General features: G+C 65.6%; 30 protein-coding genes and 1 tRNA gene. 15 read left to right on the top strand and 16 right to left on the bottom strand.

The window, feature by feature from the left end; genetic code table 11:
* Nucleotides 1-180 precede the first annotated feature (180 nt).
* The 7 genes from AC5P7F_RS02015 to AC5P7F_RS01985 all read left to right on the top strand — a co-directional run bounded on the left by AC5P7F_RS02015 (nt 181) and on the right by AC5P7F_RS01985 (nt 5,110).
* On the top strand, nt 181-1,176 hold the full coding sequence (locus AC5P7F_RS02015; RefSeq protein ID WP_005417865.1) for a phenylalanine--tRNA ligase subunit alpha: 996 nt from the start codon (nt 181-183) through the stop codon (nt 1,174-1,176).
* Between the two features lie 87 nt (nt 1,177-1,263).
* On the top strand, nt 1,264-3,645 hold the full coding sequence (pheT, locus tag AC5P7F_RS02010; protein WP_046431787.1) for a phenylalanine--tRNA ligase subunit beta: 2,382 nt from the start codon (nt 1,264-1,266) through the stop codon (nt 3,643-3,645).
* Between the two features lie 27 nt (nt 3,646-3,672).
* Nucleotides 3,673-3,972: an integration host factor subunit alpha gene (locus tag AC5P7F_RS02005; RefSeq protein ID WP_005410432.1), complete on the top strand. Its 300-nt coding sequence runs from the start codon at nt 3,673-3,675 to the stop codon at nt 3,970-3,972.
* On the top strand, nt 3,953-4,309 hold the full coding sequence (locus AC5P7F_RS02000) for a MerR family transcriptional regulator (RefSeq protein WP_005410431.1): 357 nt from the start codon (nt 3,953-3,955) through the stop codon (nt 4,307-4,309). Before AC5P7F_RS02005 ends, AC5P7F_RS02000 begins: the two co-directional genes overlap by 20 nt.
* 68 nt (nt 4,310-4,377) lie before the next feature.
* Nucleotides 4,378-4,454, top strand: a tRNA-Pro gene (locus tag AC5P7F_RS01995).
* Nucleotides 4,455-4,571: 117 nt separating this feature from the next.
* Entirely contained in the window at nt 4,572-4,772 is a 201-nt protein-coding gene (locus AC5P7F_RS01990; protein WP_014647847.1) for a hypothetical protein, read from the top strand.
* Entirely contained in the window at nt 4,769-5,110 is a 342-nt protein-coding gene (locus AC5P7F_RS01985; RefSeq protein ID WP_014647846.1) for a low molecular weight protein tyrosine phosphatase family protein, read from the top strand. Before AC5P7F_RS01990 ends, AC5P7F_RS01985 begins: the two co-directional genes overlap by 4 nt.
* Here AC5P7F_RS01985 and AC5P7F_RS01980 read toward each other — a convergent pair.
* Together AC5P7F_RS01980 and AC5P7F_RS01975 are read right to left on the bottom strand one after the other, a co-directional pair.
* The gene (locus AC5P7F_RS01980; RefSeq protein ID WP_032957620.1) at nt 5,089-5,538 is read right to left on the bottom strand and encodes a GNAT family N-acetyltransferase; all 450 of its coding nucleotides are present in this window, start codon (nt 5,536-5,538) and stop codon (nt 5,089-5,091) included. The genes AC5P7F_RS01985 and AC5P7F_RS01980 overlap by 22 nt on opposite strands.
* Before the next feature lie 86 nt (nt 5,539-5,624).
* Nucleotides 5,625-6,140, bottom strand: a complete 516-nt coding sequence (locus AC5P7F_RS01975; RefSeq protein WP_111206887.1) for a DUF3011 domain-containing protein — start codon at nt 6,138-6,140, stop codon at nt 5,625-5,627.
* 241 nt (nt 6,141-6,381) lie between these two features.
* Between AC5P7F_RS01975 and AC5P7F_RS01970 the strand changes: the two genes are divergently transcribed.
* Complete coding sequence (locus tag AC5P7F_RS01970; protein ID WP_032956187.1) at nt 6,382-6,777, top strand: hypothetical protein; 396 nt, start codon at nt 6,382-6,384, stop codon at nt 6,775-6,777.
* Between the two features lie 12 nt (nt 6,778-6,789).
* Here the strand turns inward: AC5P7F_RS01970 and AC5P7F_RS01965 are convergent, their stop codons facing one another.
* Complete coding sequence (locus AC5P7F_RS01965) at nt 6,790-7,482, bottom strand: amino acid racemase (RefSeq protein ID WP_164077545.1); 693 nt, start codon at nt 7,480-7,482, stop codon at nt 6,790-6,792.
* Nucleotides 7,483-7,644: 162 nt separating this feature from the next.
* Here AC5P7F_RS01965 and AC5P7F_RS01960 point away from each other — a divergent pair, with 162 nt between their 5' ends.
* Complete coding sequence (locus AC5P7F_RS01960; RefSeq protein WP_164077546.1) at nt 7,645-8,286, top strand: LysE family transporter; 642 nt, start codon at nt 7,645-7,647, stop codon at nt 8,284-8,286.
* Between the two features lie 94 nt (nt 8,287-8,380).
* Nucleotides 8,381-8,554 carry a DUF1328 domain-containing protein gene (locus tag AC5P7F_RS01955; protein ID WP_005417836.1) on the top strand — a complete coding sequence of 58 codons (174 nt, stop codon included), beginning with the start codon at nt 8,381-8,383 and terminating at the stop codon, nt 8,552-8,554.
* Nucleotides 8,555-8,576: 22 nt separating this feature from the next.
* On the opposite strand, the gene AC5P7F_RS01950 is transcribed toward AC5P7F_RS01955, so the two are convergent.
* The 4 genes from AC5P7F_RS01950 to AC5P7F_RS01935 all read right to left on the bottom strand — a co-directional run bounded on the left by AC5P7F_RS01950 (nt 8,577) and on the right by AC5P7F_RS01935 (nt 10,114).
* On the bottom strand, nt 8,577-8,909 hold the full coding sequence (locus AC5P7F_RS01950; protein ID WP_164077547.1) for an SMR family transporter: 333 nt from the start codon (nt 8,907-8,909) through the stop codon (nt 8,577-8,579).
* 13 nt (nt 8,910-8,922) lie between these two features.
* Nucleotides 8,923-9,495, bottom strand: coding sequence for a TetR/AcrR family transcriptional regulator (locus AC5P7F_RS01945; RefSeq protein WP_046431777.1), 573 nt, complete (start codon nt 9,493-9,495; stop codon nt 8,923-8,925).
* 91 nt (nt 9,496-9,586) lie between these two features.
* Complete coding sequence (locus AC5P7F_RS01940; protein WP_014647839.1) at nt 9,587-9,820, bottom strand: DUF1653 domain-containing protein; 234 nt, start codon at nt 9,818-9,820, stop codon at nt 9,587-9,589.
* Nucleotides 9,821-9,832: 12 nt separating this feature from the next.
* Complete coding sequence (locus tag AC5P7F_RS01935; RefSeq protein ID WP_014647838.1) at nt 9,833-10,114, bottom strand: hypothetical protein; 282 nt, start codon at nt 10,112-10,114, stop codon at nt 9,833-9,835.
* Between the two features lie 394 nt (nt 10,115-10,508).
* Here AC5P7F_RS01935 and AC5P7F_RS01930 point away from each other — a divergent pair, with 394 nt between their 5' ends.
* Complete coding sequence (locus AC5P7F_RS01930) at nt 10,509-10,766, top strand: hypothetical protein (protein ID WP_061478083.1); 258 nt, start codon at nt 10,509-10,511, stop codon at nt 10,764-10,766.
* Nucleotides 10,767-10,842: 76 nt separating this feature from the next.
* A complete protein-coding gene (locus AC5P7F_RS01925) occupies nt 10,843-11,187 on the top strand; it encodes a hypothetical protein (RefSeq protein WP_414616454.1) in 345 nt (114 codons plus the stop codon).
* 45 nt (nt 11,188-11,232) lie between these two features.
* Here AC5P7F_RS01925 and AC5P7F_RS01920 read toward each other — a convergent pair whose 3' ends face one another.
* The 7 genes from AC5P7F_RS01920 to AC5P7F_RS01890 all read right to left on the bottom strand — a co-directional run bounded on the left by AC5P7F_RS01920 (nt 11,233) and on the right by AC5P7F_RS01890 (nt 14,947).
* Entirely contained in the window at nt 11,233-11,715 is a 483-nt protein-coding gene (locus AC5P7F_RS01920) for a pilin (RefSeq protein WP_481462487.1), read from the bottom strand.
* 111 nt (nt 11,716-11,826) lie between these two features.
* A complete protein-coding gene (locus AC5P7F_RS01915; RefSeq protein WP_164077549.1) occupies nt 11,827-12,282 on the bottom strand; it encodes a pilin in 456 nt (151 codons plus the stop codon).
* A 153-nt stretch (nt 12,283-12,435) separates the two neighbouring features.
* Nucleotides 12,436-12,882, bottom strand: coding sequence for a pilin (locus tag AC5P7F_RS01910; protein ID WP_164077550.1), 447 nt, complete (start codon nt 12,880-12,882; stop codon nt 12,436-12,438).
* A 109-nt stretch (nt 12,883-12,991) separates the two neighbouring features.
* On the bottom strand, nt 12,992-13,354 hold the full coding sequence (locus AC5P7F_RS01905; protein WP_041863646.1) for a hypothetical protein: 363 nt from the start codon (nt 13,352-13,354) through the stop codon (nt 12,992-12,994).
* A gap of 63 nt (nt 13,355-13,417) precedes the next feature.
* Nucleotides 13,418-13,789 carry a roadblock/LC7 domain-containing protein gene (locus tag AC5P7F_RS01900; protein WP_164077551.1) on the bottom strand — a complete coding sequence of 124 codons (372 nt, stop codon included), beginning with the start codon at nt 13,787-13,789 and terminating at the stop codon, nt 13,418-13,420.
* A complete protein-coding gene (locus AC5P7F_RS01895) occupies nt 13,782-14,333 on the bottom strand; it encodes a GTP-binding protein (protein WP_164077552.1) in 552 nt (183 codons plus the stop codon). Before AC5P7F_RS01895 ends, AC5P7F_RS01900 begins: the two co-directional genes overlap by 8 nt.
* The gene (locus AC5P7F_RS01890) at nt 14,330-14,947 is read right to left on the bottom strand and encodes a hypothetical protein (protein ID WP_014647832.1); all 618 of its coding nucleotides are present in this window, start codon (nt 14,945-14,947) and stop codon (nt 14,330-14,332) included. The genes AC5P7F_RS01895 and AC5P7F_RS01890 overlap by 4 nt, the downstream gene beginning before the upstream one ends.
* A gap of 340 nt (nt 14,948-15,287) precedes the next feature.
* On the opposite strand from AC5P7F_RS01890, the gene AC5P7F_RS01885 reads away from it, so the two are divergent.
* From AC5P7F_RS01885 to AC5P7F_RS01875, 3 genes are all read left to right on the top strand, one after another.
* Nucleotides 15,288-15,959: a response regulator gene (locus tag AC5P7F_RS01885; protein ID WP_495204129.1), complete on the top strand. Its 672-nt coding sequence runs from the start codon at nt 15,288-15,290 to the stop codon at nt 15,957-15,959.
* Between the two features lie 127 nt (nt 15,960-16,086).
* Entirely contained in the window at nt 16,087-16,650 is a 564-nt protein-coding gene (locus AC5P7F_RS01880; RefSeq protein WP_495204128.1) for a DUF3011 domain-containing protein, read from the top strand.
* 174 nt (nt 16,651-16,824) lie between these two features.
* A complete protein-coding gene (locus tag AC5P7F_RS01875) occupies nt 16,825-17,028 on the top strand; it encodes a hypothetical protein (RefSeq protein ID WP_005417823.1) in 204 nt (67 codons plus the stop codon).
* A gap of 139 nt (nt 17,029-17,167) precedes the next feature.
* On the opposite strand, the gene dxs is transcribed toward AC5P7F_RS01875, so the two are convergent.
* Nucleotides 17,168-19,075 (bottom strand): 1-deoxy-D-xylulose-5-phosphate synthase, encoded by a 1,908-nt coding sequence (gene dxs, locus AC5P7F_RS01870; RefSeq protein ID WP_032956193.1) that lies wholly within the window; start codon nt 19,073-19,075, stop codon nt 17,168-17,170.
* Between the two features lie 105 nt (nt 19,076-19,180).
* On the bottom strand, nt 19,181-19,846 hold the full coding sequence (locus AC5P7F_RS01865) for an HNH endonuclease (protein ID WP_032956174.1): 666 nt from the start codon (nt 19,844-19,846) through the stop codon (nt 19,181-19,183).
* Between the last annotated feature and the right edge of the window lie 294 nt (nt 19,847-20,140).

Below are 20,140 nucleotides of genomic sequence, written 5' to 3'. Positions count from 1 at the left end.
CCGTAACCGTTCATCCGGAACGGTGTCAGGTCAAGGCAATGCATGGGGAAGGGCGCAAGTCCTTCCCCATTCTTTTTTGGGTCCCGGCGAGGCCATGGCGGCAGCGCGGGGACGGCGGTGGCGACAGGGGTCGGCCCTTCGCGCATCGCGATGGCAGATCGACTGGAGTTCCGGCCCCCCATGAGCGACATCCAATCCCTCACCACCCAGGCGCTGGCCGATGTGGCCGCCGCACAGAGCCCCGACGTGCTGGAACAGCTGCGCGTGGCCCTGCTTGGCAAGAGTGGCAGCATCACCTCGCAGCTCAAGCAGCTCGGCGCCCTGCCGGCCGACGAGCGCAAGGCCGCCGGTGAAGCGATCAACCAGGCCCGCGACGCGCTGACCCGCGCGCTCGGCGAGCGCAAGGCGCTGCTGGAAGATGCGGCACTGGATGCACGCCTGGCCGCCGAAGCCATCGACATCACCCTGCCGGGTCGCAACGGCGACCGCGCCGGCCTGCATCCGATCACCCGCACTCTGGAGCGCATCACCGGCATCTTCGGCCGGCTGGGCTACGAGCTGTCGGAAGGGCCGGAGATCGAGGACGACTGGCACAACTTCGAGGCGCTGAACTTCCCGCCGCACCATCCGGCGCGCGCCATGCACGACACCTTCTACTTCGGCGACGGCCGCCTGCTGCGCACGCACACCTCCGGCGTGCAGGTGCGCTACATGGGTGACCACGCGCCGCCGCTGCGCATGATCGCCGCCGGCAAGGTGTACCGCAGCGACAGCGACCAGACCCATTCGCCGATGTTCCATCAGGTGGAAGGCCTGCTGGTGGACGAGCATTCGACCTTCGCCGACCTGAAGGGCACGCTGGCCGAGTTCGTGCGCGCCTTCTTCGAGCGCGATTTCGAGATGCGTTTCCGCCCCAGCTATTTCCCGTTCGTTGAGCCGGGCGCGGAAGTGGACATCGCCTGGCAGCAGCCCGATGGCAGCACCCGCTGGCTGGAAGTGCTGGGCTGCGGCATGGTCCATCCGAACGTGCTGCGCAACGTCGGCATCGATCCGGAGCGCTACACCGGCTTCGCCTTCGGCATGGGCGTGGAGCGCTTTGCAATGCTGCGCTACGGCGTCAACGACCTGCGTGCGTTCTTCGAGAACGACGTGCGGTTCCTGAAACAGTTCGCGTAAGCCGCAACCGTGTAGGGCCGAGCCATGCTCGGCTGCTCCCAAATTCGCAGGCCCAGGCGCATGCGCCGGGCCCACCAGGATGACACCATGAAATTCTCCGAAAACTGGCTGCGCAGCCACGTCCCGACCGGCGCTTCGCGCGATGAACTGAGTGCAGTGCTGACCGCCATCGGCCTGGAAGTGGAAGACGTGACCGCGCTGGGCGAAGGCCTCGACCACGTGGTCGTGGCACGCATCGTCGACGCGGTGCGCCATCCGGAAGCGGATCGCCTGCAGGTGTGCAGGGTTGATGCCGGGCAGGGCGAACTGCTGCAGATCGTGTGCGGCGCCCCGAACGCGCGCCCGGGCCTGGTCGCGCCGCTGGCGATGGTCGGTGCGCAGATCGGCGAGCTGAAGATCAAGCCGGCCAAGCTGCGTGGCGTCGAGTCCAACGGCATGCTGTGCTCGGCCAAGGAACTGGGCCTGGACAACGATGCTTCCGGCCTGCTGGAACTGCCCGACGACGCACCGGTCGGCCAGACCCTGGTCGAGTACCTGGGCCTGCCGGATGCCAGCATCGAGATCAAGCTGACCCCGAACCGCGCCGATTGCTTCAGCCTGCGCGGCATCGCCTACGACGTCGCCGCCGCCACCCGCAGTGAAGTGCTGGACTTCGCTGCCGACGCCATTCCGGCAGTCGGCAGCCGTGAGCTGGGCATCCAGCTCGACGCCGGCGCCGAAGCGCCGCGTTACCTGGGCCGTGTCATCGAAGGCGTCAATGCTGCCGCCAAGACCCCGTTGTGGATGGCCGAGCGCCTGCGCCGCAGTGGCGTGCGTCCAGTCTCGCTGCTGGTCGACATCACCCAGTATGTGATGCTGGAGCTGGGCCAGCCGATGCACGCCTACGACCTGGGCACCCTGCAGGGCAGCATCGCCGTGCGCCGTTCGCGCGCGGGCGAGACGCTGAAGCTGCTGGACGGCCGCGATGCTGCGCTGGACGACAGCTTCCTGGTGGTCACCGACGCTGACCGCGCGGTCGGCCTGGCCGGCCTGATGGGCGGCTTCGACACCCGCGTCACCGACGCGACCACCGCCGTGTTCCTGGAAGCCGCGCACTTCGCGCCGGCCGCCATCATGGGCCGTGGCCGCAAGCTGGGCCTGCACACCGATGCCGGCCATCGCTTCGAGCGCGGCGTCGATCCGGCGCTGCCGCGCACCGCGATCGAGTACGCCACCCGCCTGGTGCTGGACCTGGCCGGCGGTACCCCGGCACCGGTCACCGAGGCCGTGCGTGAAGCCGATCTGCCGCAGCCGGCGACCATCGTGCTGCGCCGCGCCCGCATCACCCGCGTGCTCGGCATCACCATCGACGATGCGGAAGTCGAGCGCATCCTGCGCGCGCTGGGCATGGACGTGGTCGCCGCCGCCGACGGCTGGCAGGTGGTCGCGCCGAGCCGCCGCTTCGACATCGCCATCGAAGAAGACCTGATCGAAGAGCTGGCCCGCATCCACGGTTACGAGCAGATCCCGACCACGCTGCCGGGCGGTGCCTCGCGCGTGGCGATGCCGAGCGAGACCCAGCTGGACGCGCTGAGCGTGCGCCGCCAGCTGATCGCCCGTGACCAGCAGGAAACCGTCAATTTCGCCTTCGTCGACGACGCGCTGCTGACCCAGTGGCAGCTGCGCGACGGCCTGGTGCCGCTGGCCAACCCGCTGTCGGCCGAACTGGCGGTGATGCGCCCGTCGCTGCTGCCGGGCCTGGTCGCCACGTTGGGCCGCAACGCCGCCCGCCAGTTGGGCCGCGTGCGCCTGTTCGAGCTCGGCCGCGTGTTCGCCCAGCAGGCCGGAGACGGCCAGCCGGCACCGCTGGAAACCCCGCGCGTGGCCGCTGCGGTCTGCGGTGAGGCGCAGGCGGTGCAGTGGGGCCTGCCGACCCGCAAGGTCGACTTCCATGACCTGAAGGGCGACCTGGAATCGCTGGCGGCCGCCAGTGGCGCGCAACTGGAGTTCCGCCCGTCCGTCCGCGCCTACGGCCACCCGGCGCGTTCGGCCGAGGTGTTCCGCGATGGCGTGGCGATCGGCTGGATCGGCCAGATCCACCCGCGACTGACCCGGGCGATGGATATCGAAGCCGACGTCTACGCCTTCGAGCTGGACCTGGAGCCGCTGACCGCCCGCCGACTGCCGCGCGCCGGCGAGCTGTCGCGCTTCCCGGCGGTGCGTCGCGACCTGGCGTTCCTGGTGCCTGAACAGGTGGCCTGGGCCGATCTGGCGGCCACCGTCCGCCAGGCCGCCGGCCCGCTGCTGCGCGACCTGAACCTGTTCGACCGTTACGTCGGCCAGGGCGTCGAGCCGGGATTCAAGAGTCTCGCTATGGGCTTGATTTTGCAGGACAAGTCGCGCACTCTGACGGACCGCGACGTGGATGCGGTGGTGGCCGAGGCGGTCACTGCCATCGAGCGTGAACACCACGCCCGGATCCGCGGCTGAGCGGGCAGCACTCGGGGGTAGCAGGCAATGGCATTGACCAAGGCGGAGATGGCGGAAAAGCTGTTCGACGAAGTCGGTCTGAACAAGCGGGAAGCCAAGGAATTCGTCGACGCGTTTTTCGATGTGCTGCGTGAAGCATTGGAACAGGGACGTCAGGTGAAGCTGTCGGGCTTCGGCAATTTCGATCTGCGGCGGAAGAACCAGCGCCCGGGTCGCAACCCCAAGACCGGCGAGGAAATTCCGATTTCCGCCCGTACGGTGGTCACCTTCCGTCCGGGCCAGAAGCTCAAGGAGAGGGTGGAAGCTTATGCTGGATCCGGGCAGTAACCGCGAACTACCGCCGATCCCGGCCAAGCGCTACTTCACCATCGGTGAAGTCAGCGAGCTGTGCGACGTCAAGCCGCATGTCCTGCGCTACTGGGAAACCGAGTTTCCCAGCCTTGAGCCGGCCAAGCGCCGAGGCAACCGCCGCTACTACCAGCGCCACGACGTGCTGATGGTGCGGCAGATCCGCAGCCTGCTGTACGAACAGGGCTACACGATCGGTGGTGCACGCCTGCGTCTGGACGGCCCCGATGCCCGCGAGGAATCGGCGCTGAGCAATCAGATCATCAAGCAGGTGCGCATGGAGCTGGAAGAAGTGCTGCAGTTGCTGCGCCGCTGATCCCATTTCGATCGTAATCCGCTATACTTCACGGCCCGCCGCAGTGGCGGGCACATCGCAGCATCAGTCGGGGCGTAGCGCAGCCTGGTAGCGCATCTGCCTGGGGGGCAGAGGGTCGTCGGTTCGAATCCGGCCGTCCCGACCACTGTGATGAATCAAGAAGCCCGCGCAGCGATGCGTGGGCTTTTTTGTGCGTGCGGTGTATGCTGCGCGCCACTCGTACTACCGCGGCTGCTGAACCCGGTACTCACGAGAACACATCATGGATTCTGCAAGAAACCGTGCCTGGCGTCGCAGCCAGGCTCGCAACCGTGGTGGCGACCGCGCCACGACCGCCTACAGCTACAAGCCCGAGAAGAACTGGAAGCTGCTGTATACGCGCGATGCCAAGCTCGCGCGCGCACGCCAGCTGGGCTTCACCTATCCGGTCCTCAGCGCCCGCCAACTGCAAGAACAGGAATGATCAACCTGCTGTTCGTCTGCAGCCGCAACCAGCTGCGCAGCCCGACCGCCGAAGCCATGTGGCGACGGCGACCCGGCTTCGCTGCGCTGTCGGCCGGCACCAGCCCGCATGCACGACGCCCCATCGGCCCGGCGGATATCCGCTGGGCCGATGTCATCTTCGTGATGGAGGCCAAGCACCAGCATCGCCTGCAGGCCGCCTATGCGCGCCTGCTGGAATACAAGCGCCTGCATTGCCTGGATATCCCCGACGACTATCGCTGCATGGATCCGCTGTTGATGGACCTGCTGGATGCAAAGGTGACCACGTATCTCGATCAGCTGCCGGCAAAGCGGTAGAGCAGCTCCGGATCGCCTTCGTCCAATCCGTGCACGATGCCGCTGTCGATGAAACCCGAAGCGGCGAGCAGGCGTTGCATGCCGGTATTGGAAGCATTGGTCGAAGTGAACAGCCTGCCGTGGCCGTGCAGCGCGATGGCATGGCGCAGCAGGGCGGCGCCGACGCCCTGGCTGCGTTGTTCGCGCGCCACCATCAGCATCTCGACGAAGGCTTCGCCGAAGAAGTGATGGTGGATGACCAGGTAACCGGCCAGCTGGCCGGCCCATTCGGCCACGTGCATGCCACCACGGGCCTGCCAGTCGCTGATCTGCCGTGCGCGTTGCGGATCGTGGACCGCAACGCTGTCGAGCGCGATCAACGCGGAAACGTCGGCGGGCATTGCCTCGCGGATGTGCAACATCGTCGAGGAGGGATCGGGCGGCACCATCGAAGGCTCCTGGGCTGGGTGCGCCCAGTCTATCGATCGCGTCGGCCGTGTCTGCGCATCCGCCACAGCCAGCGTGTGGTCGGCAGTCAATACACACGGAACTCGGCACGGCAGCCGTCGCTGACCCACACGCCGCGGCGGTCCCAGCCCCAGTTGCGATCCTCGACGCACGGTGTCACCGACTTCTGCTTGACCAGGCGTACCTCGTGGCGCACACGGATGCGGCATTCCTTGTCCTTCTGCTCGTAGGACTCGCAGACCAGGCGCTCGCCATCGTCATCGCGGTCACGGTCCCGGCCGCGCCCCGGCCAGCGGCCGCGTCCCTGTCCGTCGGCCACGAACTCGGCGCGACAGCCGTCGGTGACCCAGAGCATGCGGCGGCTCTGGCCCCAGTTCTGGTCCTCTACGCAGCGGGTGACCGACAGCTGCCTGGCCAGGCGCATGCGGCCTTCGATCGGGCACTGCTGGGTCTTGTTGAACTGCGATTCGCAGCGCAGCGGCGCAATGGGATCGCTGCCGTAATCCTGGGCGGCCACCGTGGTGGCGGCCAGCAGCAGGGCCAGGGTGGGGAGGGCAATCGGCAGCAGCAGGCGATGGGTCATGGGGGGCCTCGGCAGGGGAACGGGCCGCAAGAATGGACCAGCCCGGGGCCATCGGAACGGATCGTTCCGGCGTTGGCTCAGTGGGGATTTAGTAGTGTGCACCGGCCCATGCAGAGCCTTACATCCCTTATCATCGCGGCACATCCGATCGCATCGGCTTACACCTTCTTACATCTCTCCCACGCTTGCCGGCCCAGCCTGTGGCTGCCGTCACTGGCGTGCAGCCGGCGTGTGGAGGAGGATGCGCGGACCACGACGACCACAGGGGGTTGCGTTGATCAGCAGTACCGTCATTCATCGCTCGGCTGGCGCAGAGGCCGGGCAGGTGCGTGTCCTGGACACCACGTTCAAGGGCAAGCATGTGTTCATTGCGTGGGGCCTGCGCGGGCCGGAACTGGCCCGCAGCGCGGACCCGCCCGCCACCGTGGCTGCGCGCAAGGCGCTGCATGCCGTGGCCGGCCACAGCGAGGGACCGCGCAGCCCGGAGGTGTTCATCGCCAACCAGTCGGCAGTGGCGATTACCGTCTATCGGCTGCTGACCGAGGCGCGTTCGGGCGATGCCATCTTCTTCCTGTGTGATTCGCAGGCCGTGGTCGACTGGTTGATCACCGCACTGGAAGTGCAGGGCGAAGACTGACAGCGCGCAGGGTCAGGCCAGTGCCGCATCCACCGCCGCCAGGGCGTGCAGGGTGGTGGTGTCGAACAGCGGCACCGGGCTGTCCTCGGCGCGGACCAGCAACATGATTTCGGTACAGCCGAGGATGATCGCTTCGGCGCCGCGTGCAACCAGGCGCGCGATCACGCCGGCGTACGCCTGCCGCGAATGCTCGCTGACCACGCCGCAGGTCAGCTCCTGGTAGATGATGTCGTGCACGCTGCGGCGATCATCGGCCTCCGGAACCAGTACCTCCAGCCCGAAGCGGTCCTGCAGCCGGTCGCGGTAGAACGCCTGCTCCATGGTGAAGGCGGTGCCGAGCAGTCCCACCTTGCGGATGCCGGCCTGCAGGATCGCCGCGGCGGTCGGGTCGGCGATATGCAGCAGGGGCAGCGGGCATCCGGCTTCGATCCGGCCGGCCAGCGTGTGCATGGTGTTGGTGCAGATCACCAGCAGCTCGGCGCCACCGGCCTGCAGCCGCCGTGCAGCATCGAGCATGTGGTTGCCCAGCAGATCCCATTGGCCGTCGTGCTGCAGCTGCTTGATGCCGGCGAAATCCACCGACCACAGCAGCAGTTGCGCCGAATGCGCGCCACCGAGGCGATGCCGCACAGCCTCGTTGATGAGCCGGTAGTACTGCGCCGAGCTTTCCCAGCTCATGCCGCCGATCAGGCCAAGGGTCTTCATGCACTGCTCCAAGCCAGAGACGGCCATTGCAGCACAGATGGCAGTGGCGCTGCCGTGCACGGGCGCCGGCATCTGTAACCGTCGCATCCACCGCCCGCTGTATGTGCCGCGTCCTGCATGGGTGCCCTATGCTGGTGCCGTCTTCTGAAGTGGAAACCGGCAATGGCCCTGCATACCTGGTGGTGGTTCCTGGCCACGGTCTTCGTGCTGTGCGGGACGCCCGGGCCGAACATGCTGCACATCCTCGGGCGCAGCGTCGGGCTGGGGTTCCGTGGCAGCGTGCCGGCCATGGCCGGCTGCCTGCTGGCGATGCTGCTGGTGCTGGCCGCATCCGCTGCGGGCCTGAGCGCGTTGCTGCACTCCTCGCCGATGCTGTTCGAAGTGCTGCGCTATCTCGGTGTGGCCTACCTGGCCTGGCTTGGCATCAAGGCGTGGCGTGACAGCTGCCGCCCGGCACCCGCGGTGGCCGATGCTGCCGAGGTTACACTGGCGCCGGTACATGGCGCAGGGACGGTATTCCGTGGCGGCCTGTGGGTTGGCCTGAGCAACCCCAAGCTGTTGTTGTTCGCTGCGGCGTTCCTGCCGCAGTTCGTTGATCCGTCGCGGAGCCAGGCCATGCAGTACAGCGTGCTGGTGGCGACCTTCGCGGCCTGCGAACTGTTCTGGTACCTGATGTACGCCGCCGGTGGCCACGGCCTGCGCCGTTGGCTTGCGAAGCCATTCGCACGGCGCTGGTTCGAGCGGCTGGTGGGAAGCGTGTTCCTAGCCTTCGCGGTGGCGCTGCTGCGCTTCCGGCCGCGCTGATTCACGCCGCACACGCGGCCTTTTCACGATTGCCGCATCGGCTGCGGCCTAGCCTGATCACACCGTTTGCGTTCCCTGCGGGGTAAGGACTGACATGATCAAGTGGGCCATCATTTTCGCCATCATCGGCATCATCGCCGGCGTGCTGGGCTTCGGCGGCATCGCCGGTGCCGCTGTGGGCATCGCCAAGTTCCTGTTCTGGGCCGGCATCATCATTGCCGTGGTGCTGTTCCTGATCGGCATGAGCGTGGCGAAGAAGGTCAGCTAGCACCTGTCGCGCAGCAGCGTGTTCAGTGCGCGCTGCTGCGCGAGAACAGGTTGATCACCAGCACGCCGGCGCAGATCAGCCCGATGCCGGCCAGCGCAGCTGCATCCAGCCGCTGCTTGAACACCACCAGGCCGATCAGCGAGATCAGCACGATGCCGACGCCGGACCAGATCGCATAGGCGATGCCGGTCGGCACCGACTTCATGGTGACCGACAGCAGGTAGAAGCACAGCCCGTAGCCGACCAGCGCGCCCAGTGTCGGCCACAGCCGGCTCATGCCGTCCGAGGCCTTCAGCAGCGACGTGGCAATCACTTCCAGCACGATGGCGGCGGCCAGGTAGATATAGGGGTTCATCGCGGGCTCCGGGTCACTGCGGGTCGCACAGCTTGAGGGCCTGCTCGGCCATCGCCAGCGCATTGAGGCGCTCTGCTTCGTCCAGCGGCCGACCATAGGCGGTGGCCCAATAGCCATCGGCCGCGCAGCGTGCCGCGTACAGGCGCGGATCGCCGGCTTCGCCGGGGAACTCGGCCAGCATCGCGCGCTTCCAGTCGCGCCAGTGCGCCAGCAGGGCCGGCTCCATCAGGTTGCCCAGGGTCAGGCCGATGTCGTTGTCCTGTTCCTGCTGCAGCAGGTGCTCGAAGTTGGCCCGCACATAGGCGCGGCTGAAGCAGCCGTGGCCGGGCGTGCCGTCCTGCAGGAGCGCGCGCACACGCGCCTCGAATTCGCCGATGAGTGCGCCGATGGCTTCATCGACCAGTGCCTGCTTGCTGCTGAAATGGTGGAACAACGCGCCCTTGCTGACCCCGGCCACGCGCGCGACATCCTGCACGGTCAGTGCCGCCAGCCCGTGCTGGCCAATCACGGCAATGGTGGCGTGCAGCAATGACTGGCGCACGCTGTCGGGCGCTTTGCGCCGCGAGCGGGGAGGGGGCGAGGACATGATGGGAAGAAACCGACTGGACGGTATGATTGTAGCGCAGCCGGATCGCGTCACCGGCGCGACCATCGGCCACCGCCCGGTGAGAGCCGGATCAATCGTCGATGCGTGCGAAACGCGCCTGCGGGCCGTGTTTGCCTGGGACCTGCTCGACGAACATCGGGTAGGGGCGTACCCACAGGCCACCTTCGCCGTAGAGTGCGCGGTACAGCACCAATGGTTCCAGCGTCTCGCTGCTGCGGACGATGTCGATCACTTCGTATTCGCCGCCCTTGAAGTGGCGATACCGGCCACGGGCGAGGTCGGGCAGGGGACTCAGCTCAGCCATGACGGGTCGTGCTCACTTGCGCGCCGGGCTGGCGGGCGTGGCGCAGTACGCGTCGATGGCCTCGGCGCTGTTGGCCAGGCCGTGTGCCTGTGCCAGCTCCCAGGGCCGCTCGCAGCGCTGGCTGTGTTCGCACCACTGGTAGCCGGCCGAGCCGATGCAGCCGTGCGCGTCGCGATCGCCGCCTACCTTGGGCATGGTGGTCGAAGGCTTGCCGTCGGCACGCGGGGCTGCATTGTCCGGGCTCGCGCATGCGGCCAGAACCAGCAGCGCTGGAATCAGAAGAAGCACCTTCATGCGCGAGCTCCGTGCGTAAAGCAACATATTCTGTCGCAAATAGCCCGTCAGCAAGCGCTCAGTGCACGGCGGCGCGGACCAACTCTTCGATCAGAATCAGATAGCTGGCCACGAAATAGAACTTCAGCAACGTCGAACGCTGGTGCGAGAAGAAGGTGCGCATGTGGAAGGGGCCCCTGTTGATGATGGTAGTGTGAAGCCCAGCTGACTCCGTGACAAGGATCACGGAATGAACGAGCTAAACGGACTCAGGGATGTGATGAGGGTGGGGTTCTGACGCATTGGCGCGGACTTTTCGTACTTTTCTGATGGGACCACCCTGATGGCATGGCTAGGGTGACGGCATCAGCAGAGGCTCTGGTGCCCCCTGCGCCTATCCCAGAAGGAGCGTCCCATGGTCATTACCGTCAAGTGCAGTGCCGCGCAGTGGTCCCTGTTGGATCCGGCCGCAGGCGTCGCCGAAGCATTCAACTCCGGGGCCGCAGCGTTCGATGCCGCGGTTGGCCTGGCCAGCGCCCACCATCGCCGGACCGGCCAGGGCAGCACGGTGCGCGTGGAGGCGCTGGGCAGTAGCGTGGATGCCGTGCATTTCGAGGCGATGGCGACCGCCTCCGGGCCGGTTACCGGTTTGCGTCCTGCGCCGGTGGCGTAACGCCGGAGGATCCCCCGCGCAGTGCCTGGCTTACGACATGGCACAGCCACGATGGATTCACCGTTTTGGCATAGACATGACCGATCTGTGCCGGCAGGGCGCGATCCTGCAGTACGCGCAAGGGCTGTTGGACCAGCACGAGGATGAGCAGATCCCCGCGCAGGCAGCAGATGCGGCGCAGCAGGGGCATGCCGTCGGCCTGGCCCACAGTCGGCATGCAGGGATCGATGATCAGTACGTTGCAGCGCGGGCTGGCGATCTGGGTCAGAACCTCTGCGGGCGAGCGCGCTTCGCCGAGGGTTCTGCCGTCCAGATGGGGCCGGAGTCTGCGTATCAGTTCGCGTCGGATCCAGGGGTTTGCATCGGCGATGACGAGGGAGGGGAGGGGGGACGGCCGGCTTTCGCAGGCGCCACTGCCTGACTGGAGCGGCAAAGCGTGAACAGCTTGAAGTATCTGCATGGCAGGCTATGGATTGCCGGGGCCACAGCCTTTGGGCAGGAGGTCGTAATAGGGGATGGCAGTCCAGCAGCGCCATTCATGGCTGCCCGAATCCCTGATCAGCATCAGGTTGTTTCGCCATGTCCCCACGTTGTAGCCGGTATCGAACCGCAGCAGGCAATCGATTTCCAGGTCGCCATCTGGACCAATTCTCGTCGTGATGGTTTCACAGCGCTCGCTGCTCTCCGGCAGGCCCAGCTTGCGGTTGTCTGAGCCAAGGAGATCACCTCCTTCGGCCAACCAAGCCTCCACTCCCGCCTTCCCACCGGCCAGTTCGGCCAACGCCGCCGCCAGCTTGGCTTTGGTAGAGAACTTCTTGTATTGCGGAACTGCGATCAGGGAAAGAACTGCAATGATGGCTACGACCACCATGAGTTCGACCAGAGAAAACCCTCGTTGCCGATGTGTACGCCTCACCGCGTGGCCGGCTCTTGAGATTTTATTTTTCATAGGATCCTCCATGAGGAAATCAACTTTGAATCGCGGCCGGCGCACACAATGGGAGAGACGCGCGCAACTGGATACAGGCCCGGCGATCTATGTAGGGGCTTACGCGTGCGATCAGTTCATGCAGGCCTGGGGAAGGAGGCTCCGGTCCGGAATGTCGCCCTTGCAGAGCCAGGCTCCCTGCCAGTCGCGATCCAGGGTCAGGCTGCCACTGCCGATTGCAGCGTCGCTCTTGAGCTCGCAGTTGATGCTCGTAGCTCCATTCGTGACATCGCTTGTCACCGTAATCCAGGTACAGCGGGAGCTTGACTCGGGCAAGCCAATCGATTCCGGCGAGGTGATCGTGCTGCCTTCGGCGAGGAGTGATTCAACGCCGACTTTTCCACCGGCGACTTCTGCGAGGGCAGCGGCCAGCTTTGCCTTGGCCGAGAACCGCTGATACTGCGGCAGGGCAATCATCCCCAGAATACCGATGATCGCCACCACCACCATGAGTTCAATAAGGGAAAAGCCCTTCTGCCGGGATGCGCTTTTGCCTGCGTGGCGTGTACGGCCGATTTCGGTATTCATGACAATCCTCTGTGGCGTGGTGGTTTCGTTGGTCTGGCCCCGAAACAAGCATTCGTGGCGCAGTCATAGGAAATCACGTGCACGGCAGTGGGTATATTCAAGAACTGGTAAAGTTGAACGTGTTGAATGGCAGCGCGACTGTTTTGCGAATAATCAGAAAGTGCGCCGCAATTGCGTTGGGCATGGCACAGGCACTGCCTGCACATCGGCCATGCCCGCATTGCATCGCCATTCTCCGGCAGGGGTTCGCCACCATTGCAGGCGGCCGTCCTGGCGCAGATCACAGGTCAGCACTGCGCGGCCGGTGTCGGGGAGCGCGGCGCGCAGGTGCGCGCAATGCGCGGCGCTGGCAGGCAGACCCAGGTGCTGGTTGGTCACGGTGAGATCACCTCTGGCGTAACTGCTTTCCACGGCGGCGATGGCGCCGCCCAGCACGCTGGCCGCGTCGCGCGGCCGGGTGCGGCCGGTAGCGTCATCTGCCGAGGGCGCGCACAACAGTAGCGCGTAGACGGCTGTCAGTCCGGCGACGATGCAGACCGACGCCCAGGGCCGGTAGTGGCGGGGGCGACGTGCCGCCTGTGTGGTTGATCGAGGGCGCATGGAGGGCGGCTCCCGTTGTCGAGAAGGGCGCGCGGTGCAACCACAGGCCGGGGCCGCTCTCCCCAGAGCAGCCCCGGCATTCGCATCCCCTGGCTATCGTTGTCGTGCGCTACAGCGCCAGCGAGCTTTCCACGTCCAGCACCATGCGCCGGGCGAGAGCAAGATTGGCCTTCTGCCGATCCAGCACCACATAGAAGAACAGGCCCTTCTTGGCCGACACCGGGCGCAGCACGTGGTACGCACGACCCAGGGTGATCAGCATGTCTTCGATGTTGTCGTTGAGTTTGAGCGCTTCGGCCGTTTTCATCTTGGCGCGCAGCACCTCGGTGTTTCCAGCGGCCGCCAGTTCCATGTCCACGCCTGAGCCGGCTTCACCCAGCAGCATGCCGCTTTCGTAATCGACCAGGGCAACGGCTTGTGCGCCGTTGATCTGCATGAGCGTGTCCAGGCATTTGTTGATGGCGATATTCATTTCAGTGGTCCGTTGCGGGTGTGAGGAGTTGAAGAGCCGTCTGATCAGTGAGAGAGGCATGCATCAGTTCGGGTTGTCGGCCAGGGCACGCACGCACTGCTTGGCATGCCACAGCACGTTGCCGATGACACAGCTGTGGTCGCATGCGGTCATCAATAGGCGGGGCTGTGCTCCGGGAATGGCAAGCATCAGAACCTTGCCGTTGGCGGCATCGAGGATGAGTGTGTCGAGTTCGCCAAAGTGCAGTTCGCGGCCCAGCGCGCTGGCCAGGCCGAGCATCGAACTGGTCATCGCGGCCAGACGATCGGCGACATGGCCTTGCGGGCCGGCCTGGGCCAGTGCAAAACCATCGGTGCTGGCAACGACGAGGGCCTGGATGCCGGTGACGTCGCGTGCCAGGGCATTCAGTGCCGAAGCGTGGCCGATGTCATTCATGGGCGGCCGCCATGGCATTGCATTCGATCTGGCTCATCAGCAGATCCATCGTGGTGATGGCCTGCGCCATGTCGCGTGGGTCCAGCGGCAACGCCGGCAGGTGCGGTGCGTGGTCCTGCAACCAGTCCTGCCAGTGCGGCTGTACCGGGTCATCGGTGCTGCCGCACCGGGTGAAACCGATGACCACGGGCAGGCCCGGCGCGTTGTCTGCGATGGCCTTCAGGTGCTGCCCCGCCAGCGTACTGTCCTTGCTGGCGCTGCCATCGATCAGGACGATGGCGCCTTCGGCACCGGCCAGCAGGATCGGCCAGATGTACGAGAAGCGCTCCTGTCCGGGCGATCCATACAGGCGCAGGCGGTCGCCACCCGGCAGGTCGATGTCGCCATAGTCCATGGCTACGGTGGTGTACTGCTTGCCCACGGCAGGGTCGGTATTGCGGGCCTCGGTCACTACGGCCTTGCCCCGGGTCAGGGTCTGCACGAGGGTGGACTTGCCCGCGCCAAGTGGGCCCATCACTACGATCTTGTGCTCACGCACGGTCATGCACTCCAGCGGATGCGAAGTTGTCGCCACAGGTTGACGAGGCCATCGGTGGGCGAGGGGCGCACGGGTGCGTCCTCGCCTACGACGGGAAAGGCATAGGCGGTGAGAAACGCCGCATTGAAGAACGACTGCACGGTACGGCGCGGCAGGTCGAGGAGGTCGCAGCACGCCTGCACGGATGCGCCTTGCTTGATCAGCAGCGCGCACAGCCGGAAATGATCCGGCCGATGGGCCAGGATGCGGAAATCCGGCCAGCGACGAAGGCGCAGCTTCGCGCTCTCGTGCAGGGTAGGCATCGGCGCGTTGTGATCAGCCGTGGACAGGCCGACGTTCCACAGGGTCGGGCGTAGCGGGATGTTGCTGGACACTGTCGCGCGCTGCATGAACACATCCTGGGTCACCGGCACCAGACTCAGCGGGGGATCCTCATCGCGCAACAGCCTCTGCAGCAGCGTCAGGGTGATCGGCGCTGGCGCAGTGGTCATCATCCGGTCGTTCCTGGCATCCAGCCAGCACACCGTGGCCTCGCCGTGGATGATCGCGGCATGGGCCGGCCGCCGTGACGGCGTGCTGTCGCTTGCTAGGTGCAGGCGCAACTGCTGTACGAACGGCAATGCTGCCGTCGGCAGTGTTGCCGGTGCCAGCGGCGTTGGTTCAAGTGGTCCTTGCAGATCCTCAAACGATTGACGACGGAATCGGACCATGGGGTGTCCAGCGCAGCGAGTAATCGGAGATGGATATGTAAGCGGCCTTTCCGGATTTCTGGAATGAAACTATTGGGAAATTTCACGCGCGGCGTTTGTTTATGATCGCGAATGCAAATAATGGAAACGGGCTGGCGATTCTGCTTGAATGAAATCAATTGCAGTGGATCATTGTTAAGTTGACGTTGCCCGGAATGATTACTAGGGTTTTTGCTGCGCATTGCGGCGTGACTATTTACGGGTAATCAGCATGCTCACTCGAATTGCCATCGCGGACGACCATCCTCTGATCCTGCTTGGTACGCGCATCGTGATCGAGGCTGGTGGGTGCCATCGCGTGGTGGCAGAGGCGCGGTGTGCAGAAAGCCTTATGTCGATCCTGGCCGAAGAAGTCGTTGATCTGGTGGTGACTGATTTCTCGATGCCCACTGGGGGGCGCTCGGATGGCCAGTCGATGCTGCAGGCGTTGAGTCGCAATTACCCCAAGGTGCCGGTGATCCTGGTCACGATGGTCACCAATGCCACGACCTTGAACATGGCCATGCGCACGGGTGTGCGGGGACTGGTGTGCAAAAGCAGTGGCGTGGATGGCGTTCGCAAGGCGGTCGATGCCGTGCTGAGTGGCGGGATCTACCTGGACCCCGAGCTGGCGCCCTGCCTGCAGGACTCCGGGCGTGAGCGATCGCTTTCAGTACTGTCGCCCAAGGAGCTGGAAGTTCTGCGGCTGTATGTGTCGGGGCCTTCGATCACAGAGATCGCCGGGCAGCTGCGGCGCACCGTCAGTATCATCAGCCGGCAACGCATTTCGGCGATGAGGAAACTGGGCATCAGCAATGATGCCGAGCTGTTCGCCTATGCGTTCGAGGAACGCCTGGGCAATGCCGGTGGCATGGCCAGTGGGGCAGCAAACGGGGGGCCATGAGCTCACGGCGGTCCAGTCAGGTCCGGTTGCGTTGTTTGAATGGGGAAAAACTGCCGTTGCGCTCCCCTCTGTGCGCCGGGCCGTGAATCCCGGATGCTTGCGCCATCGTATTCATCTGGAGATCTCGATGGGCAAGGCACTCACTTGGCGCGCCCTGACCTGCACCCTGTTGCCGATGCTGGCGGCGGCCGGCGGCGCCCAGGCGCAGAGCTATGGCTACGGCTATGACGACGACCGCTATGGTGGCCGCGATGGCAGTGGTATCGTGCGCTGCGAGTCGGTCAAGAATCGCAGCAATGAGTGCCGCCTGGACGGCCGCGCGCGGTTGATCCGCCAGTTGTCCGGTTCGCCCTGTGTGGAAGGTGAGACCTGGGGCCAGTCGCGCAACGGCGTCTGGGTCACGCAGGGGTGCCGTGCCGAATTCGTCGGTGAATACCGCCGCGGTGGCGGCTGGGGTGGCAATGGTGGCGGCTGGGGCAATGGCAATGGCAACGGATGGGGCGGCGGCGATGTGGTCACCTGCCATTCCAATGGACATCGGCAGGAGTACTGCGATGCGCGCATCCGCCGGGGTGTGCGGCTGATCCGCCAGGACTCACGCAGCGCCTGCATCGAAGGCCAGAGCTGGGGCTGGGATCGCCGCGGCATCTGGGTGAGTGATGGCTGCCGGGCGCAGTTCCAGGTGAACTGACCTTTACGGGTTCAGCCCATGAAAATCAGAATAATCTGATACAGCTCACATTTTGAACGCCGTATTGTCTGCGATCAGGGCACGTTGCGTGCCCTGAATTCCAGCGGTGCCGTGTGCCATAACCGGCATGGGCATCCCGCCGCCGTCGATACGCTGTCTCAAGGAGTGAGCTGCATGTTGATCCGCCTGCAATGCGAACAGCGCCAGTGGCGCGTGCTGCATCCGGACCGGCCGGAGCCGATCGAGTTCCGCGATGGCGCCCGCGCCTACGACTTCGCCGAGACTCTGGCCCGCCTGCACTTTGTCGACACCGGTCAGCGTGCGGCCGTGCGCGTGGAAGCCAGCGGCGCGTTCGTCGAAGCGGTCAGTTACGGCTGAGCGCGGGTGCCTGCCAAGGCAGGCACCCGGAATTCCATCATCCACGCATGGCGTGGATCTACGCGTTTCAAGCCTGGAGGGTGCGGACGCTGTCCGCGCCCATTGCGCCCTGTGTGGATCTACCGGGTGGTGATCGGCCTCAGCCTGCCGCGCTGAGCGGCGGGGTACCTGCGGCGAGCTGCGGCCAGCGCTTGAGCACAGCAGCGCGGATGCCGGCGGCGTCGATGCCGGCTTCGGCCAGCAGGTCTTCGCGGCTGGCATGGTGCTGGTAGCTGTCGGGCAGCCCCAGGTGCAGGATCGGACGCAGCACGCCTTCGGCATTGAGCAGTTCACCAACACCGGAGCCGGCGCCACCGGCCACCACGTTGTCTTCGATCGTCACCAGGCCCTCGTGCTGGGCGGCGACAGCCAGCACCAGCTCGCGGTCCAGCGGCTTGATGAAACGCATGTTGACCACGCTCAGGCCCAGTTCGCGGCCGACCTGCTCGGCGGCGGCCACGGTGCTGCCGAAGGCGAGTAGGGCAATGCGGCTGCCCTGCAGGCGCAGTTCGCCCTTGCCGATCGGCAGGGTCGACAGGTCGGTGCCGGCTGCAACGCCGGTGCCGGTACCGCGCGGGTAGCGCACGGCGGCCGGGCCCGGGTGCTGCAGGCCGGTGCTGAGCATCTGCCGGCACTCGGCTTCGTTGGACGGTGCCATCACCACCAGGTTCGGCACGCAGCGCAGGAAGCTCAGGTCGAGGTTGCCGGCATGGGTCGCACCGTCCGGGCCGACCACGCCGGCGCGGTCAATCGCGAACAGCACGTCCAGGTCCTGGATGGCCACGTCATGTACCAGCTGGTCGTACGCGCGCTGCAGGAAGGTCGAGTAGATCGCCACCACCGGCTTGCCACCCTGTGTGGCCATGCCGGCGGCGAGGGTGACCGCATGCTGTTCGGCAATCGCCACGTCGAAATAGCGCTGCGGGTATTCCTTGCTGAAACGCACCAGGCCGGAGCCTTCGCGCATCGCCGGGGTGATGCCGTACAGGCGCGGCTCGGCGGCGGCGGCATCGCACAGCCAGTCGCTGAATACATCGGTGTAGGTCGGCTTCTTGGCCCCGGCCTTGGCCACCAGGCCCTTGTCCGGATCGAACGGGCCCACGGCGTGGTAACCGATCTGGTCGCCCTCGGCCGGCTCGTAACCCTTGCCCTTGGTGGTCATCACATGCAGCAGCTTCGGGCCCTTGGAGGCGCGCAGCGTCTTCAGCGTGGACAGCAGGGCGGGCATGTCGTGGCCGTCGATCGGGCCGGTGTAGTGGAAGCCCATTTCCTCAAACATCGTGGAAGGCACGAACATGCCCTTCCAGTGTTCTTCCCAGCGTTTCACGAAGCGTGCCGGATTGTTCTTCTTGTCACCGAGAATCTTCTTGCCGCCTTCGCGCAGCGCGTTGAGCGTGCGGCTGCCGGTGGCGCGGCCCAGCATCTTGGTCAGGCCGCCCACGGCCTCGGAGATCGACATGTTGTTGTCGTTGAGGATCACCAGCAGGTTCGGCTCCGGCTCCATGCCGCCAGCGTGCATCAGCGCTTCGAACGCCATGCCGGCGGTCATCGCGCCGTCACCGATCACCGCCACGATCTTGCGGTCGTCGCCTTCGGACTGGCGGGCGATGGCCATGCCCAGTGCGGCCGAGATCGAGGTCGAGGAGTGGCCGACACCAAAAGTGTCGTACTCGCTTTCCTCGCGCTTCGGGAACGGCGCGATGCCGTCCTTCTGCTTGACGGTGTGGATCTCGTCGCGGCGGCCGGTCAGGATCTTGTGCGGGTAAGTCTGATGGCCGACGTCCCAGACCAGCTGGTCGTGCGGTGTCTGGTACAGGTAGTGCAGGGCCACGGTGAGCTCGATCACGCCCAGGCCGGCGGCGAAGTGGCCGCCACTCTTGCCCACCGATTCAATGAGGTAGGCGCGCAGTTCGTCGGCAACCGCCCTCAATTCGGATTCGTCGAACGTGCGCAGGTCATCCGGCGTCTGGATGCGCGCGAGGCGGGGATAGCGGGCAGAGTCGATCATCATGTTCGCACTTTTTCTGAACGCCCATTTTCGCCCTCAAACGGGGGTGGGGCAAGCAAACGCCGCCGTCCGTGACAGGACGGTGAGGGTTGCATTTTCAGGCGTTCAGGTGCTCAGTTTCGAGCGCTTGGGCAATTGCGCCTTCAGGAAGGCCATCTGGTCGGCCAGGATGTTGCGGTTGGACAGGATCAGGTGCTCGATCCAGCTGGGCCGGTAGGGCACTGCCAGCAGGGGCATGCCGGCCTGCTGCGGGGTGCGGTCGCTCTTGCGCGAATTGCAGTGGAAGCAGGCGGTGACCACGTTTTCCCAGCAGTCCAGGCCGCCCTTGGACAGCGGCATGACGTGATCGCGGGTGAGCGTGGGGCGGCTGAACTGCTGGCCGCAGTACATGCACAGATGGGCGTCGCGGGCGAAAAGGGCCTGGTTGGTCAGGTTCGGCGTCGGGTCGATCGCACGGGAGCGGGCGTGGCCGCGGGCGGCGATGATCGGGTGCAGGTCCATGCCGCTCTGCAGGCCGCTGAAGCGGTTGGTGCCGCCGTGGATGTGCAGGCAGGGGTCGCCGAGCGTCCAGGCCACCGCCTCGCGGGCGTAGAGGCAGGCCGCATCCTGCCAGGTGATCCAGTCCAGTACGCGTCCGTGGGCATCAAGCGAGAGCAGCCGGACCGAACCGGGGCGATGCAGCGTCGTGGCGTTGGGCGATGCTTCGGCGCCCGGAGCAGAAAACGGAGCTCCGGCTTCGATCAGACCCAAGCGTGTAGTGTCTGTCTCCATCGGGAGAACAGCTTATACCTGAATCATTGCGATTTGGGTATCGCCCGGAGGGCGAAACCCAAATCGCAATGATTCAGGTCCGCGCATTCCTCCTATCCCCCGCACCTGTCGGTGCGCCCCCCTTAACAAAGGGGGGCTTTTCCCCAGATGGATTTCGGTGGTTTCCATCCACGCGTGGCGTGGATCTACGCAGATCGCGGGGAACTGTCAGAGGCGGGGCGGTGTGGGTTGGCAGGACCGTTGGCGCCATGGAGGGCGCCATCGAGCCCCCAGGGGTGAGGGCGCTTTGCTTGC

It is taken from the genome of Stenotrophomonas sp. YJH_SMC_105-26 (assembly GCF_059368915.1).
The sequence above is the reverse complement of the archived record's forward strand: the minus strand, read 5'-3'. Positions and strand labels throughout refer to the sequence as shown.